A 16,375-nucleotide genomic window follows, 5' to 3' on the forward strand; every position below is an offset into this window, starting at 1 on the left:
TTCTCCCAGGCGCCTCGCGCTGTCAGCTCAAGGCGTCCCCAGTCTGCGTGTTCTCGCCGCCAGCGCTCCTGTGCAAGGGCCAATTTCGCACCAGGTTGTTCCGAAATCAGCACGAAATAGACGAGAAAGCGTACAAAAGTGGCAGCCGAAAGCATGACTTTCTATGGTGACTAGGAGGAAAGCAGTATCTCGGAAGGTGCATTACTTGATCGTAGCGACTATTGGCCATTGGTACAGTGTGTAACGACGTGTAACGTAAGTAGTATTCTTCGTACCAGTTTACTAGCCATTGTCTTACGCTCCGTTACGAAAAATTCGAGGTCACCGTGCCTGTTACCATCGCTACTGTCAGCTCACTGCAAGGAAACGCCTGGGTCAAACGGCCGAATGGCGACGTCATCGCTCTGGAAGAAGGGGATCGTCTGGAGGTCGGCGATATCGTCATCACGGCGGACGGCGCCCTCGTGACGCTGCAGTTTGCGGACGGCAGGCCCGCTGTCACTCTGGTCGATGCGCAGCAGGTTTCGTTGCCCGAGGAGATGGGGCAGGGCGATGCTTCCTCGGTCGAGGTTCTGGACCAGGAGCAAGTAGCGGAGCTGTTGCGGCTGCTTGAGTCGGAGGTGCCCGATCTGCTTGAGGCGATAGAGGCGCCTGGCGTGGGGGAAAGTGGCGGTGGCGCGGAAGAGGGCTTCGATTTCGTGCGCCTGTTGCGCATCTCCGAGTCTGTTGATCCCCAGAGCTACTCCTTTGGTGGGGCGGGAGCAGTGGAGTCGCTGGAGCCGGTAGAGGGCGGTGGGACTCCCGTCGCCGACGACGAAGAGGTTTTCCTGGCGGAAGGTGAGCCCGATCTACCGCCGATCGAAGAGGGAGAGGGCTCTGTTTCGGCCGGAGACAACAGCGTCGTTGAAGGAAGTGGCCAATCTGTCACCGGCAGCGTGACAGTGACGGCTCCTGCCGGTGTGGCGCGTGTTGCTGTCTCGGGCGTCGATGTATCGGGCGCTTCGGCCGCAACGCCAGTCCTGATCGATGGGCAGCACGGTACCCTTGCGATCACCGGCTTCGATCCTGATACCGGGACGATCGACTACGTCTATACCGAAGACGGCCAGCCAGCCGACCACTCTGCTGGCGACGACAGCGTATTTGATCGCTTCGAGGTGGTGGTGACCGACAACCGGGGGGCGCAAGCCAGTGACAGCCTGGACATTGCCATTGTCGATTCTGTGCCGACGGCTCTTGATGATGACGCGCTCATCGGTGAAGACAGCAGCGTGCCGCTGACCGGCAGTGTTCTTGGTAACGACGATCCTGGCGAAGATGGCCTGGCAACAGTCAGCTTTTTATCGACTCAGGGTCGCTACGGCAGTCTGATCGACAACGGTGATGGTACCTGGAGCTACAGTGTTGACTCCGACAGCGCCCCGGTGCAGGCGCTCAAGGACGGTGACACGCTGTCCGAGACGTTCAGCTACACCATCACCGACGGCGATGGTGACAGCGATACCGCGACCCTGACGATCACCATCAAAGGTGACGATGATGCCCCGCCGACGGTGACCATCCCCGATCGTAACGGCCCAAGCGATGGAGCTGATCCGAATGAGGCTGGCGCCGGCGAGCATAGCGTGGTGGAAGGTAGCAAGGCCACGGTCACTGGCACCATGACCGTGGCGGCGGAGGCCGGCATCACCGACGTTAGCCTGGGCGGTGAGGATATCACCGGGGCCAGGGCGGGCGATGACACGACCCATGTGACCCTCGAGGGTGCCCATGGCAGCGTGACGGTGACCCACTTTGATGGGGCCAGTGGCCAGATCACCTACACCTACACCGAGGATGGCGAGGCCGCCGATCACCGTGGCAGTGATCCGGTGCTGGACAGCTTTGTGCTGCAAGTCACTGACAACGAGGGTGATGTGGCCAGCGACAGCCTGGACATCAACATCCTCGATACCGTGCCGTTGGCTGAAGATGACGCTGCCCGGGTCGGTGAAGACAGCAGTGCGCCGGTTTCCGGTGACCTGCTGGATAATGACCTCGCCAGGGCCGATGGACTGAGTTTCGAAGGTTTCGACGACACCTCAGCAAAATATGGCACCTTCACCGATCACGGTGATGGCACCTGGAGCTACTCCGTCAATACGGTGAATGCGGCGGTGCAGGCCCTTGATGATGGCGAGCATCTGTTAGAGACCTTCAACTACACCGTCAGGGACGCCGATGGTGATATCAGCACTGCGACCTTGACCGTGCTGATCGACGGCAGCACGGATGGCGATCCCAATGTGGTGATTCAGGACAGCGATGGTGACGTCACGGCCGGCGACAACAGCGTAGTGGAAGGCAGTGGTGAGACGGTCTCTGGCGCGATGCTGCTGACAGCCAGCGCAGGAATCGGCACTGCGACCATCGCCGGGTCGGATATTACAAAGGCTACCGCCGACAATCCGGTGGTGATAGAAACCGACCAGGGCAAGCTTGAGATCATCGGCTTTGACAATGGTGCCGTTGATTATCGCTATACCGAGAACTCGCAAGGCGCGGATCACAGCGCCGGCGATGACAGTGTTGTCGATCGCTTCGAGGTAGTAGTCACAGACACCGCCGGTGAAAGCCGTTCCGACAGTCTAGACATCAACATCCTCGATACCGAGCCCGAGGCCGTGGCCGACACCACCAGTACCGGCGAAGACACCCCGGTCAGCTACAACGTGCTGAAGAATGATGACGGCACCAGCGACACCCAGGGTGCCGATGGTGCGACCCTGACCGAGGCCAGGGTGCAGGGCGGTGATAGTGTGGGTTCGGTGAGCTTCACCAGCGATGGCAACGTCACCTTTACCCCGGCGGCGGGCTTCGAAGGCCAGGCGGTCATCGACTACACCCTCACCGACGGCGACGGTGATACCGCGGCCTCGACCCTGACCGTGACGGTGGCGGCGGACTCCACACCGACCATCGACCCGAGCGGCCCGGACGGTGATCCGACGACCGCCGATGGCGCCTATAGCGTGCAGGAAGCAGGGCTTGATGGCGGTGCAGATCAGTCCCCGGGTAGTAACGCCGCCAGCAACAGCGAAACCACCAGCGGCCAGTTCAAGAGCAGCACCGGCAACGATGCCCTGGCGCGCTATGAGGTAAAGGACAAGGACGGCGACTGGGTCGAGATCAATGGCGATGGCACCACGGTCGCCGGTGATTACGGCACCCTGACGGTGAACACCGACGGCAGCTGGTCGTACACCCTGACAAGCAGCGCGAGTCAGGACGACAAGGGCAAAACGGGTCTGGACGATAGCGTGCCCGAGACCTTCGGCGTGCGGGTGGTGGACAGCGACGGTGATACCTCCGCCCCGGCCGATCTCACTATCGCCATCGGTGACGATGGCCCGAGTGCGGTGGCCGACACCACCAGCACCGCCGAGGACACGGCGGTCAGCTACAACGTGCTCAACAACAGTGATGACACCAGCGACACCCAGGGTGCCGATGGTGCCACCCTGACCACCGCCACTCTGCGCAATCCGAGCCAGGGCAGCGTGAGCTTCACCAGCGATGGCAGCGTCACCTTTACCCCGGCGGCGGGCTTCGAAGGCCAGGCGGTGATCGACTACACCCTCACCGATGGCGACGGTGATACCGCGTCCTCGACCCTGACCGTGACGGTGGCGGCCGACTCCACGCCGACCATCGACCCGAGCGGCCCGGACGGTGATCCGACGACCGCCGATGGCGCCTATAGCGTGCAGGAAGCGGGGCTTAATGGCGGTGCAGATCAGTCCCCGGGCAGTAACGCCGCCAGCAACAGCGAGACCACCGACGGCCAGTTCCAGAGCAGCACCGGCAACGATGACCTGGTGCGCTACGAGGTGAAGGACAAGGACGGCGACTGGGTCGAGATCAATGGCGATGGCACCACGGTCGCCGGTGATTACGGCACCCTGACGGTGAACACCGACGGCAACTGGTCGTACACCCTGACAAGCAGCGCGAGTCAGGACGACAAGGACAAAACGGGTCTGGACGATAGCGTGCCCGAGACCTTCGGCGTGCGGGTGGTGGACAGCGATGGCGATACCTCCGACCCGGCCGATCTCACTATCGCCATCGGTGACGATGGCCCGAGTGCGGTGGCCGACACCACCAGCACCGCCGAGGACACGGCGGTCAGCTACAACGTGCTCAACAACAGTGATGACACCAGCGACACCCAGGGTGCCGATGGTGCCACCCTGACCACCGCCGCTCTGCGCAATCCGAGCCAGGGCAGCGTGAGCTTTACCAGCGATGGCAACGTCACCTTTACCCCGGCGGCGGGCTTCGAAGGCCAGGCGGTGATCGACTACACCCTCACCGATGGCGACGGTGATACCGCGGCCTCGACCCTGACCGTGACGGTGGCGGCGGACTCCACACCGACCATCGACCCGAGCGGCCCGGACGGTGATCCGACGACCGCCGATGGCGCCTATAGCGTGCTGGAAGCAGGGCTGGACGGCGGAACGAATCAGCCTGCCGGCAGTAACGCCGCCAGCAACAGCGAGAGCACCAGCGGCCAGTTCCAGAGCAGCACCGGCAACGATGACCTGGCCCGCTATGAGGTGCAGAACAGCGACGGCGACTGGGTCCCGATCAATGCCGATGACACCACGGTCGCCGGTGATTACGGCACCCTGACGGTGAACACCGACGGCAGCTGGTCGTACACCCTGACAAGCAGCGCACGTCAGGACGACAAGGACAAAACGGGTCTGGACGATAGCGTGCCCGAGACCTTCGGTGTGCGGGTGGTAGACAGCGACGGCGATACCTCCGACCCGGCCAATCTCACCATCGACATCGGTGACGATGGCCCGAGTGCGGTGGCCGACACCACCAGCACCGCCGAGGACACGGCGGTCAGCTACAACGTGCTGAAGAATGATGACGGCACCAGCGACACCCAGGGTGCCGACGGCGCCTCCCTGACCACCGCCACTCTGCGCAATCCGAGCCAGGGCAGCGTGAGCTTCACCAGCGACGGCAGCGTCACCTTTACCCCGGCGGCGGGCTTCGAAGGCCAGGCGGTGATCGACTACACCCTCACCGACGGTGACGGTGATACCGCGTCCTCGACCCTGACCGTGACGGTGGCGGCCGACTCCACGCCGACCATCGACCCGAGTGGCCCGGATGGTGATCCGGCGACTGACGATGGCGCCTACAGCGTGCAGGAAGCAGGGCTGGATGGCGGTGCAGGTCAGTCTCCGGGCAGTAACGCGGCCAGCAACAGCGAAACCACCGACGGCCAGTTCAAGAGCAGCACCGGCAACGATGACCTGGCCCGCTACGAGGTGCAGAACAGCGACGGCGACTGGGTCGAGATCAACGCCAATGGCACCACGGTCACCGGCGATTACGGCACCCTGACGGTGAACACCGACGGCAACTGGTCGTACACCCTGACAAGCAGCGCGAGTCAGGACGACAAGGGCAAAACGGGGCTGGACGATAGCGTGCCCGAGACCTTCGGTGTGCGGGGGGTGGACAGCGACGGTGATACCTCCGACCCGGCCAATCTCACTATCGCCATCGGTGACGATGGCCCGAGTGCGGTGGCCGACACCACCAGCACCGCCGAGGACACGGCGGTCAGCTACAACGTGCTGAATAATGATGACGGCACCAGCGACACCCAGGGCGCCGATGGCGCCACCCTGACCACCGGCACTCTGCGCAATCCGAGCCAGGGCAGCGTGAGCTTCACCAGCGACGGCAACGTCACCTTTACCCCGGCGGCGGGCTTTGAAGGCCAGGCGGTGATCGACTACACCCTCACCGACGGCGACGGTGATACCGCGTCCTCGACCCTGACCGTGACGGTGGCGGCCGACTCCACGCCGACCATCGACCCGAGTGGCCCGGATGGTGATCCGGCGACCGCCGATGGCGCCTACAGCGTGCAGGAAGCAGGGCTGGATGGCGGTGCAGGTCAGTCTCCAGGTAGCGACGCGGCCAGCAACAGCGAGACCACCAACGGCCAGTTCAAGAGCAGCACCGGCAACGATGACCTGGCGCGCTACGAGGTGCAGAACAGCGACGGCGACTGGGTCGAGATCAACGCCGATGGCACCACGGTCGCCGGTGATTACGGCAGCCTGACGGTGAACACCGACGGTAGCTGGTCGTACACCTTGACCGACAACGTCACCCACAGCGGCACCAATCAGACCGGCCTGGACGATAGCCTGGCCGAGACCTTCGGTGTGCGGGTGGTAGACAGCGACGGCGATACCTCCGACCCGGCCAATCTCACTATCGACATCGGTGACGATGGCCCGAGTGCGGTGGCTGACACCACCAGCACCGCCGAGGATACGGCGGTCAGCTACAACGTGCTGAATAATGATGACGGCACCAGCGACACCCAGGGTGCCGATGGTGCCACCCTGACCGACGTCCGCGTGCAGGGCGGGGCCAGTGTGGGTTCGGTGAGCTTCGCGCCCAATGGCGAGATCACCTTTACCCCGGCGGCGGGCTTCGAAGGCCAGGCGGTGATCGACTACACCCTCACCGACGGTGACGGTGATACCGCGTCCTCGACCCTGACCGTGACGGTGGCGGCCGACTCCACGCCGACCATCGACCCGAGCGGCCCGGACGGTGATCCGACGACCGCCGATGGCGCCTATAGCGTGCAGGAAGCGGGGCTTAATGGCGGTGCAGATCAGTCCCCGGGCAGTAACGCCGCCAGCAACAGCGAGACCACCAGCGGCCAGTTCAAGAGCAGCACCGGCAACGATGACCTAGCGCGCTATGAGGTAAAGGACAGCGACGGCAACTGGGTCGAGATCAACGCCGATGGCACCACGGTCACCGGCGATTACGGCAGTCTGACGGTGAACACCGACGGCAGCTGGTCGTACACCCTGACAAGCAGCGCGAGTCAGGACGACAAGGACAAAACGGGTCTGGATGACAGCGTGCCCGAGACCTTCGGCGTGCGGGTGGTGGACAGCGATGGCGATACCTCCGCCCCGGCCAATCTCACTATCGACATCGGTGACGATGGCCCGAGTGCCGTGGCCGACACCACCAGCACCGCCGAGGACACGGCGGTCAGCTACAACGTGCTGAAGAATGATGACGGCACCAGCGACACCCAGGGCGCCGACGGCGCCACCCTGACCACCGCCACTCTGCGCAATCCGAGCCAGGGCAGCGTGAGCTTCACCAGCGATGGCAACGTCACCTTTACCCCGGCGGCGGGCTTCGAAGGCCAGGCGGTGATCGACTACACCCTCACCGACGGTGACGGTGACACCGCGTCCTCGACCCTGACCGTGACGGTGGCGGCAGACTCCACGCCGACCACACCGTCGACCGACACCGATCCGACCACCGAGAGCCCCGTGGCGACCGTCGATGAAGATGGTTTGTCCGGTGGCAACAAGGGCGGCACTGGCGATGTGGGCGGACAGTTCACCGTCGCCACCGGAAATCTGGGTTATCGCTTTGGCGACGATGGTGCGGCCAGCAGCAAGGCTTTCCAATGGAATCTGAAGGATCTGCCCGACCTCTATACAGCAGATGGACGTAAGGTGGAGTTCGCACTAGTCGACGGTGGACATACCGTGGCCGGCAGCGTAGCCGGCGCCAGCGGCGCCGAGCCAGTCATCACCATCAAGCTGACCGATCAGGCCACAGGAGGTTATGAGGTAACCCTGCACCAGGCGATTGAGCACGCCGAAGGCAAGGACGAAAATGACCTGTCGTTCAATGTCGGCTACACCGTGACGGATGCCGATGGTAGCCAGGCTGACGGCAAGTTGTCGGTGGTGATCGATGACGATACGCCTCAGGCATTCGAGGCTCAGCATGGTGTTCTCACTAGCGGCATGCTGGGTGACGTCAATTTTTCCGATACCGCAGGGGCTGATGGGGCCGACTCTGTAGTATTCACTTCTTCCATTGATGGAACGGAAGTGGCAAGCCTGAATGGCGGGAGGGTAGTCACTTCCAATGGTGACAGCCTCACCTATGAACTCAGCAGCGATGGCAAGACGCTGGAAGCGAAGTCTGCTGGTGGTGACGTGGCGTTTGAAGTTGGCCTGACAGCAGATGGAGCCCGCTATGAGGTCACTGTCCACGATAGTGGAATCAAGGCCATAGTTAGCACCTCCCTGTCGGTTGCTGATGATGGCAACAAACTCACTCCTCAGGGGAATGGACACAGCTTTATCAGCTTCGACGGCGAAGCCGGCGCCCCCGATGTCCTCGTATCTAACTGGACGTTTCGGACTGGCGCCGGTGCTGAGGGTGAGGCAGGCTCAATTGTTGTAGATCAGGGCCGCCTGGGCCAAGGCAGCAATGCGACGACTGGTGATGGGGAAGTTATCCGATTCGATTTTGTCGACAACCTGGCAGTGTCGGGTAGCGAGGCGAGTTGGGATAATCATCGTGGTGCCACGCATTTCGAACAGACGATTTATCGGGGTGACACCAATACCGGCGGACCCAAGCTTCAGCTTTCAGCCTTTTCATTGGCGCCGGATGAGGATAGCACCAGCGGAAACCCCTATGAACTGAACAGAGAAGAGAAACTTGCACTCCAGGCTGGCGATGTGCGTTTCTTCAATGCTTCGGGCACCGATGTCACTTCTCTAGTGACGATTGCCGAGAACGCGGACGGTTCGCTATCGATTAGCGAAATTCCTGACGGTGCCAGGCTGACGCTGACCTCTGATGAGGCTTTCGAGGCCTTGGAGTTTGAGGGACTGGGTGACAAATACCAGTTCACGCAGGGTGACGATTTTGCCTTCACTTGGCTGGATCAAGGCCTGACGTTGCCATTGGAAGGTACGGATGGTGACGGTGACAAGGCCGAAGGCAGCCTTGAGCTTACTCTGCCGGGCAGGGTTCAGTTGGCCGGACTCGACCCTTTCGCTTCCGAACTGGTCGTCAGCGAGGCCAACCTGGCCGATGGTAGTCAGCGCAATAGCAGCGAACTGACACGCGCCGGCAGCTTCGACATCGGTACGCCGGATGGACTCGAGACGCTTAGCATCGGCGGTCGAAGCCTGGCGCTTGCCGACCTGCAAGCCTTGTCCGGCGATCCCGTCGCCCTGGATACCCCTTACGGCACTCTGACCTTGACGGGATACAGCGGTGATGCGAGCGGAGGTACGCTCAGCTACGAGTATCTGCTGGAGCGTAAGGTCGACAACGACAGTCAGAGCGGGGCCACGGATACGGAATTCGCGGATACCTTCGCTGTTGAGGTGGTTGATGTCCGGGGCAATACGGCGTCTGGCGAATTGGATGTCGCCATCATCGATGATACCCCGTCTGATTTTGTGGCAGACACCGGGCTCCTGGTGACGGGCTCCAGCGGCCATATCAACCTCGAAGAGGCCGGCGCGGATGGTCTTCGTGATATCGGCTTCGACGCCTCGCTCGATGGCCAACGAGTGTTTGACCAGGACGGTAACGCGCTTTTCCTGGTGACTCAGCCGCTATTCTGGAAGTTGAGTGCCGACGGCTCGACCATGCAAGCCGTCGCTGGCGACACAGTGGCCTTTGAAGTGGGCCTGTCCGACGATGGCTCACAGTACGATGTGACCAGCTTCGAGCGTATCAATACAGGATGGACTCGTTCAGACTTCAAGACGAACGAGACGACAGCCCTGGGTGGCTCACATCGCGTCTACAGGACTGCGGATGATGATGAGGCCGATGTATTGATCACCGGCTTCGATACAAGCTTGAATCGGCATGTTGCTGTAGAAGCTCAGAATCCGGGCTATGCCAACCGGTTGTACGTTCGCAGCAACGCCGAGTCTCCCCAGAGCACAGGCAACAATGAACTCATTCGCTTTGATTTCGTCGATTCCGCCAGCCTTAGAAGCGGTGAAGGCCTGTCCTGGGGAGACCATCAGGCGGTCTACGCCTTCAGCTTTGGTGCCAATCCGGGAGGGGCGGCCAGCCAGCAGTACTCCACCGTAATTCTGGAGGCGATCGCCTATGCCGATGATGACGGCGGTTCGGGGTCTCCTTACCGACAGTCCGGCGATGTTCTCCGGTTGACGGCTGACGATGTCCGGGTGGGCCCTCCAGGGAGCCAGCCTGCTTCTGTCAGTATCCAGGAGCTGGCCGATGGCAGGATTAAGGTCAGCGGTATTTCCTCGGGTGACTTCGTGCACCTGAATACCAGTGGCAGTGCGCCCTTCGAGGCGGTCAATCTTTATGGTGACACTGACGCCAACAGCTTTTACCTGACGGGTGCCCAGTACAACTCGTTGCCTGAGGCCGGCAGCATCGACATCGCCCTGAGTGCGACCGACAACGACGGGGATGCCGCCAGCGGCACGCTGACGCTGGAAAACAGGGAGGCAGCGATCCCGTCCACGCCGGAAAGTGATGGCGATCCGAGCACCCTGAACCCGACGGCCACCCTCGACGAGGATGGCCTGACCGGTGGCAACGCTGGCGGCAGCGGCGATGTGGCGGGTGAGGACACGGTCACGACCGGTACACTGGGCTACAGCTTTGGCGGCGATGGCGCTGCGGCGAGCGGGGCCTTTTCCTGGAACGTCGCGAGCCTGCCGGGCGATCTGAAGACGGTAGATGGTCGAGCGGTAAGCTTCCAGTTGAGCAGCGATGGCCACACCCTGACCGGCACAGCGAGCGATGGCAGTGGCGGCAGCGAAGACGTGGTTACCATCGCCTTGACCGATCAGAGCAGTGGAGCCTATCAGGTGACGCTGCACCAGGCGCTCGCTCATGCAGCCGGTAACGACGAAAACGATCTGCTGTTCGATGCCACCTATACCATCGTCGACGCCGATGGCAGCCAGGCCGATGGTGCCCTGTCAGTGGTCATCGATGACGATGCCCCGGTGGCCGCGAGCGATACTAATGCCACCATCGAGAACATGGCGCCGGTCTCCGGCAACGTGATCGGTGGTCCGGGGGCATCCAGCGGTGATCAGGCCGATGCCCCCGGTGCTGACTGGGCCAGCGTCACCGCCGTCAGCCTGGGTTCTACCACGGTGTCCTCGTTGAATGCTGACGGCAAGCTGGTGATTCAGGGGCAGTACGGCACCCTGACGCTCGATGCCCAGGGCGGATATAGCTACGCGCTGGATAGTGACAATGCCGAGGTCGCGGCGCTCGACAAGGGGCAGACCGTCGATGAGAGCTTTACCTATACGCTGACCGATGGAGACGGCGATGCCAGTGATGCCAACCTGACCATTACCGTGACAGCTACCGACGACGATGCCCTGGTGGTTGGCACGAACCGTGACAACAGCGTTCAGGGCGGTGGTGGAAATGACGTCCTGATCGGTGACACCGGCGGCAAGTACAGCGTGGTTGAGCCGGCTCAGAACTACAACCTGTCCTTTATCCTGGATACGTCGGGCAGCATGGCGTTTGAGCTTGGCGATACCGGCAAGACGCGGCTTGAGGTCGCGGTAGAGGCGCTCAAGGCCAAGCTGGATGAGCTCGCGACGTTTGAGGGGGGCATTAATGTACAACTTGTCGGTTTTGCCGAGACCGCAAAGTCGGAGCAGTTCTTGAACTTGTCGCAGGACAACGTCCAGGATGCCAAGGACTTTCTGGATTCTTTAGTGGCGAAAGATGGCACCAATTACGAAGAAGCGTTTAGCGAAGCTAATTCGTGGATGAGCCAGCAAAGTACCAGTGACTTCGACAATGTGACCTACTTCTTGAGTGATGGAAGTCCAACTATCCATAACACGGATAGCGGAGTCAGCGGGGCGAGCAATGACACTTCTTTCTCGAACGTCTCTCAAGGGGTTGATGCGTATCACCGGCTTGCTTCAATCAGTCAGGTTGAAGCGGTTGGCATCGGCGACGACGTCAATCGTGAGATCCTTAAAGTGGTCGACAATACCACTGTCGATGGCAAGCTCGAGTTGGTGCCCATTCCGCTGGATACCGGCGCGCTTGTAAATGAAGTGACCCTCGCTACCTTCGCAGCGGGCGATACCGGCAGCCTGGGTCAATCGAACGATTGGGAGAAGACAAGCGGGAGCGGCTCGGTTTCTATCGAGAGGAACCTGAGAGGCGAGTACTTGCGAATCGCTGACACTGGTACCACCGATGGCGCCACCACTGTGGTCAGTGACAGTTTCGTGGTGCCTATGACTGCCAGCGATAATGATTTCTATAGTATTGCCTTTACCTATGAAACGAGCAACTCCGCCCCTCCAGCAGTCTTTCATGTGCAAGACCACTTTGTCTGGCGTGTGGAGCAGCTGGAGGATAACGGAAGTTGGGTGACGGTCGCAAATAGCTTCGAGCCTCCGGTTGGTTCAAGCCTGACCACTCAGATCATGACCAATAGCTTGAAAGGTGGAACCTACCGCCTGGCGTTTGATGTTGAGAATATGGTTAACAGCGGAGAGTTCGTGTTAGCAGTGCATAATATAGAGCAGAATCTATACAGCTACACTGACGACGAACTGGTGCCAGCCGGTGAAGATCTTATCGTCAATTCCGCCGAGGAGTTCGAGACCGCACTCGATGGTGGCTCGTCTTCCGATGTGCCGCAGGAGGTTGGAAACGACCATCTGATCGGGGGTGCGGGGGACGATATCCTGTTCGGCGATCAGATCGAACCCGCAGGCGTCGGTGGTGAGGCCGGTAGTGGCTATGACGGTCTGGTCGACCATCTGACCCGCCAGAACGGTGCGGAGCCGACCCAGGAAGAGACGCTCGACTTCATCAAGGCCAACTACGACAAGCTGATCGATACGACCCGTACCGATGGCGGTCAGGACCGTCTGGAAGGCGGGCAGGGAGACGATCAACTGTTTGCCAGTGCCAACGATGACATCTTGATCGGCGGCGCCGGTGACGACTTCCTGCTGGGTGGACTGGGGTCCGACACCTTCGAATGGAATCTGGGAGACGCCGGCAGTGCCACCGACCCAGCCCTCGATGTGGTCAGCGATTTCCACCTCAAGGACCCGACCCTGAGCATGGACCCGGAGGCCGACAAGCTGTCACTGGGGGATCTGCTCAACGACTTTGACTCCTCGAGCACCGACCCTGAACAGTCGGCGCTGGATAGCTTTGTCTTTGCCCAGGAAGAGAACGGGGACACCGTGCTCTACATCAAGAGCGATGGCGGGCTCGATGATCAGCATGGCAACGCCGATCAGAAGATCACCCTGAGCGGTGTCAGCATGGACGGTCAGTCGTCGGAGGCCTTCCTGACGATGCTGCGTAATAACGGCCAGCTCGACGTGGAGTAGACCTGGGTCGTCATGACCAGGGTTGTCATGAAGGTCGTTATAAGGAAGACCGGGCCACCTTTGGGTGGCCCGGTCTTTTCTAGTTGGTGGATCACTGATGAGGATGCAGTGGAGAGGGCGTCAGCAGGGAGCGCGGTAATGAGGGTTGCCTGAACATAGACAACCGGTGCAGAAGACACTGAGCGACGGCTACTCGGAGTAAGTCAGCCTGATTCAGGTCAGCCCGACTCAGGTCAGGCGTTCGAGTTCGTCAATATTGGCTAGCGCCTGGTCTCGATGGCTGCCGCAGATATCGGCGTCGTAGTCGAAGCGCTCGCACACCGCCGGGCGCTCGGGGCGGCCGAACAGGCGGCACAGGTTGTCGTCGTCGAGCTGCACGCAGCGGATGCCGGCGGGCTTGCCCGCCGGCATGCCGGGAATCGGGGAGCTGATCGACGGCGCAATGCAGCAGGCGCCGCAGCCGGGGCGGCAGCCCTGTTCGCCGGTCGCTGTGCGGGTCTTGTGCGGCGAGGAGGAGGCGATCAGTTCGCTCATGACGTTGGTTGGCTCATGGCATTCTTCAAATGCGCTTGGTTGTCTCGGTGGTCGGACACTCTCGCCGATCTCGAGATGCTATCGAGATGCTATCGAGAAGTTATCGAGAAGTTATCGAGATCGTTCGCCGGGGCTTCTTGCCGTGGCGCCCTTGTCGACGCCTTCATAGGCGCGCACCGCGGTGTCCTCACCGGTGTCCCGGGCGACGGTGGCCGCCAGCCACTGGGCGATGCGTTCCACCGTGGTGGCGCCGGGCAGGACGTGACAGCGCTCGCGGGGCAGGCGCAGGTGAAACAGGCCCTGGGGTGAGCGGTAGCCGCACTGCAGCATGTCGCCCTGGTGCTGTTCCAGGTCGTGTTCGTCCACCAGGTAGGTATCGTCGAGCCAGCGGGCGTAGCGGCGCTCGAGCTCCGGCTGTCGCACGCCGCGCTGAACGATTTCCAGCCGCGAGCGGTGGCCGTGGGCGATACGCTGGCAGTTGCCGGCGTGGCGACGAAGGCCATGGCTGTAGGTGTAGGCGGCGCCATCGATGGACTCATCGGCGAGGTGCAGTTCGATGCTGGATACCCGCTCGGGCGGTTGGCGCATCAACTGGCGTGACAGGTGCTCGGCCATGGCCTCGGGGGTAATTCTGCGCCAGGGTAGCAGGGTAAAGGCCTGGCGGGGTCCGCGCACCTCCATGGCATAGGGCGTCGTGGTGCGTACGCAGATGCCTTCGCGACATTCGCTGACGCTGACGCCAGGGGCTTCGGTAGGCACCAGCAGGGTGTGATCGGCGCCACCGTCGAGACGTGCCTTGATCCAGGGTTTGACCTCGCCGAAGTCGAACAGCATGCCGTCTTCACCGATCTCTCCATCGAGTTCGACGTCGACCAGCCAGCTTGCGCCGATCAGTCCACGATCGGGACACCACAGCGACACGTCGAGATGTGTCAGTCGTCGTACAAAGAGTGCCATCAGTCGATTCCCGCGATCTTGTGGGTCTGCAGCGACAGCCGCCAGCGTGGATGCGCCATGCAGTGCGCTACCGTGGCGGAGAGCGGCTCCTTGCGAGCGTCGCTGGCCATCAGCCCGGAGGTGTCCATCGGCTGCAGTAGAAAATGGTCGAAGTCCAGGCCCTCGAAACGCTCCGGCGGGGCGTCGGTCTGGGGATGGACGAGCTTCAGCTCGTCACCGCGGGTCTGCACCAGCGGCGCATTGCCCTTGGGGCTGACACATAGCCAGTCAATGCCGTCCGGCGCAGCCAGAGTACCGTTGGTCTCAACGCCAATCTCGAAGCCGGCAGCGTGCACCGCGTCGATCAAGGCGGCATCCAGCTGCAGCAGGGGCTCGCCACCGGTGAATACGACGTAGGGCGTGACACCCTCGTGGGGGTGTGGCCACAAGCGGGTGATGTGCTCGGCCAGGGCCTCGGCGGTGGCAAAGCGTCCGCCGTTCTGACCATCGGTGCCGACGAAGTCGGTGTCACAGAAGCGACACTGGGCGCTCGCGCGGTCCTGCTCACGGCCCGACCAGAGATTGCACCCGGCAAAGCGACAGAAGACGCTGGCGCGGCCGGCCTGTACGCCTTCTCCCTGAAGGGTATAGAAGGCTTCCTTGACGCTATACATCCTGGTGTGCTCCGCCCTGGTCTGCCTGTGCAATCGCCGGCTCGTGGCGGGTATTGGCGGCGTAGGCCAACGGATCCTCGACACCCTGGTCGGCGAAGGCGGCGAGCCGCTCCAGACAGCTGCCGCAGCGGCCACAGGCCAGGCGCCGGCCCTCGTAACAGGTCCAGGTGTCGCGGTAGTTCAGTCCCATGGACAGTCCGTCGGCCAGGATCTCGCTCTTGCTGGACCGCAGATAGGGTGCGTGGATCTCTACCGGCGAGAAATTGGCGATGGCGGCCACCGCATTCATCTGCTCGACAAACTCGGGACGACAATCCGGATAGAGCACGTGGTCACCGCCGTGGGCGCCGTAATCGACGCGACTGGCGCCGATATTCACCGCCTTGGCGATGGCCAGCGACAGTAGCACCATGTTGCGATTGGGGACCACGGTGGCGGCGAGGTTGTCTTCGGCGTAGTCACCACCAGGGATCTTGCGATTGGCGTCGGTCAGCGCGGAGTTGTCGATCAGGCCATGGATGGCGGTGATGTCGACGACCTGATGAGGGATCTTCAACTCCTGACAGACATGGCGGGCCACCTCGAGTTCGCGGGCGTGGCGCTGGCCATAGTCGAATGACAGGGCGTGAACTTCGAGGCCTTCGTGCAAGGCGCGATGAAGTACGGTGAAAGAGTCCATGCCACCGGAGTAGATCACCACGGTGGAGCGGGAAGTCGTGCTCATGAAGGGGGTCTCGATTCGGAGAATTTGGGGTGGCGACAAGGATCGCCAGCGGCCGGGGTCCGGTCCGGCGCGACAAGGGTAACGAAAGCCGGACGGCAACACCAGTGCGGCGTTGATGCCGGCGACTTGCTCCTTGTCAACGTGCATTGCTCGCGGTTGTGGCAGGCTGCGCGGTTTACTGCTGTCTGCCCGGTTTAACCCCGGCCCAAGCCCGGCCCAAGCCCGGACCACGAGAGAGACGC

General features: G+C 61.9%; 5 protein-coding genes. 1 reads left to right on the plus strand and 4 read right to left on the minus strand.

Annotation, left to right across the window (positions count from 1 at the left end; genetic code table 11):
• Positions 1-326 precede the first annotated feature (326 nt).
• Positions 327-13,265, plus strand: coding sequence for a retention module-containing protein (locus C9F12_RS02310; protein WP_108447829.1), 12,939 nt, complete (start codon positions 327-329; stop codon positions 13,263-13,265).
• Between the two features lie 228 nt (positions 13,266-13,493).
• Here C9F12_RS02310 and C9F12_RS02315 read toward each other — a convergent pair whose 3' ends face one another.
• From C9F12_RS02315 to queC, 4 genes are all read right to left on the minus strand, one after another.
• On the minus strand, positions 13,494-13,799 hold the full coding sequence (locus tag C9F12_RS02315; protein WP_108447830.1) for a YkgJ family cysteine cluster protein: 306 nt from the start codon (positions 13,797-13,799) through the stop codon (positions 13,494-13,496).
• A gap of 111 nt (positions 13,800-13,910) precedes the next feature.
• Entirely contained in the window at positions 13,911-14,756 is an 846-nt protein-coding gene (locus C9F12_RS02320; RefSeq protein ID WP_108447831.1) for a 6-carboxytetrahydropterin synthase, read from the minus strand.
• Entirely contained in the window at positions 14,756-15,409 is a 654-nt protein-coding gene (gene queE, locus C9F12_RS02325; protein WP_108447832.1) for a 7-carboxy-7-deazaguanine synthase, read from the minus strand. The genes C9F12_RS02320 and queE overlap by 1 nt, the downstream gene beginning before the upstream one ends.
• Positions 15,402-16,133 (minus strand): 7-cyano-7-deazaguanine synthase QueC, encoded by a 732-nt coding sequence (gene queC, locus C9F12_RS02330; RefSeq protein ID WP_108447833.1) that lies wholly within the window; start codon positions 16,131-16,133, stop codon positions 15,402-15,404. Before queC ends, queE begins: the two co-directional genes overlap by 8 nt.
• Positions 16,134-16,375: the final 242 nt, after the last annotated feature.

The organism is Halomonas sp. BN3-1, from assembly GCF_003056325.1.
GTDB lineage: Bacteria > Pseudomonadota > Gammaproteobacteria > Pseudomonadales > Halomonadaceae > Halomonas > Halomonas litopenaei.

Coding starts and splice junctions, on each gene's coding strand:
- C9F12_RS02315 (WP_108447830.1), bottom strand. CDS start 13,799: ATGAGCGAACTGATCGCCTCCTCCTCGCCGCACAAGACCCGCACAGCG.
- C9F12_RS02320 (WP_108447831.1), bottom strand. CDS start 14,756: ATGGCACTCTTTGTACGACGACTGACACATCTCGACGTGTCGCTGTGG.
- queE (WP_108447832.1), bottom strand. CDS start 15,409: ATGTATAGCGTCAAGGAAGCCTTCTATACCCTTCAGGGAGAAGGCGTA.
- queC (WP_108447833.1), bottom strand. CDS start 16,133: ATGAGCACGACTTCCCGCTCCACCGTGGTGATCTACTCCGGTGGCATG.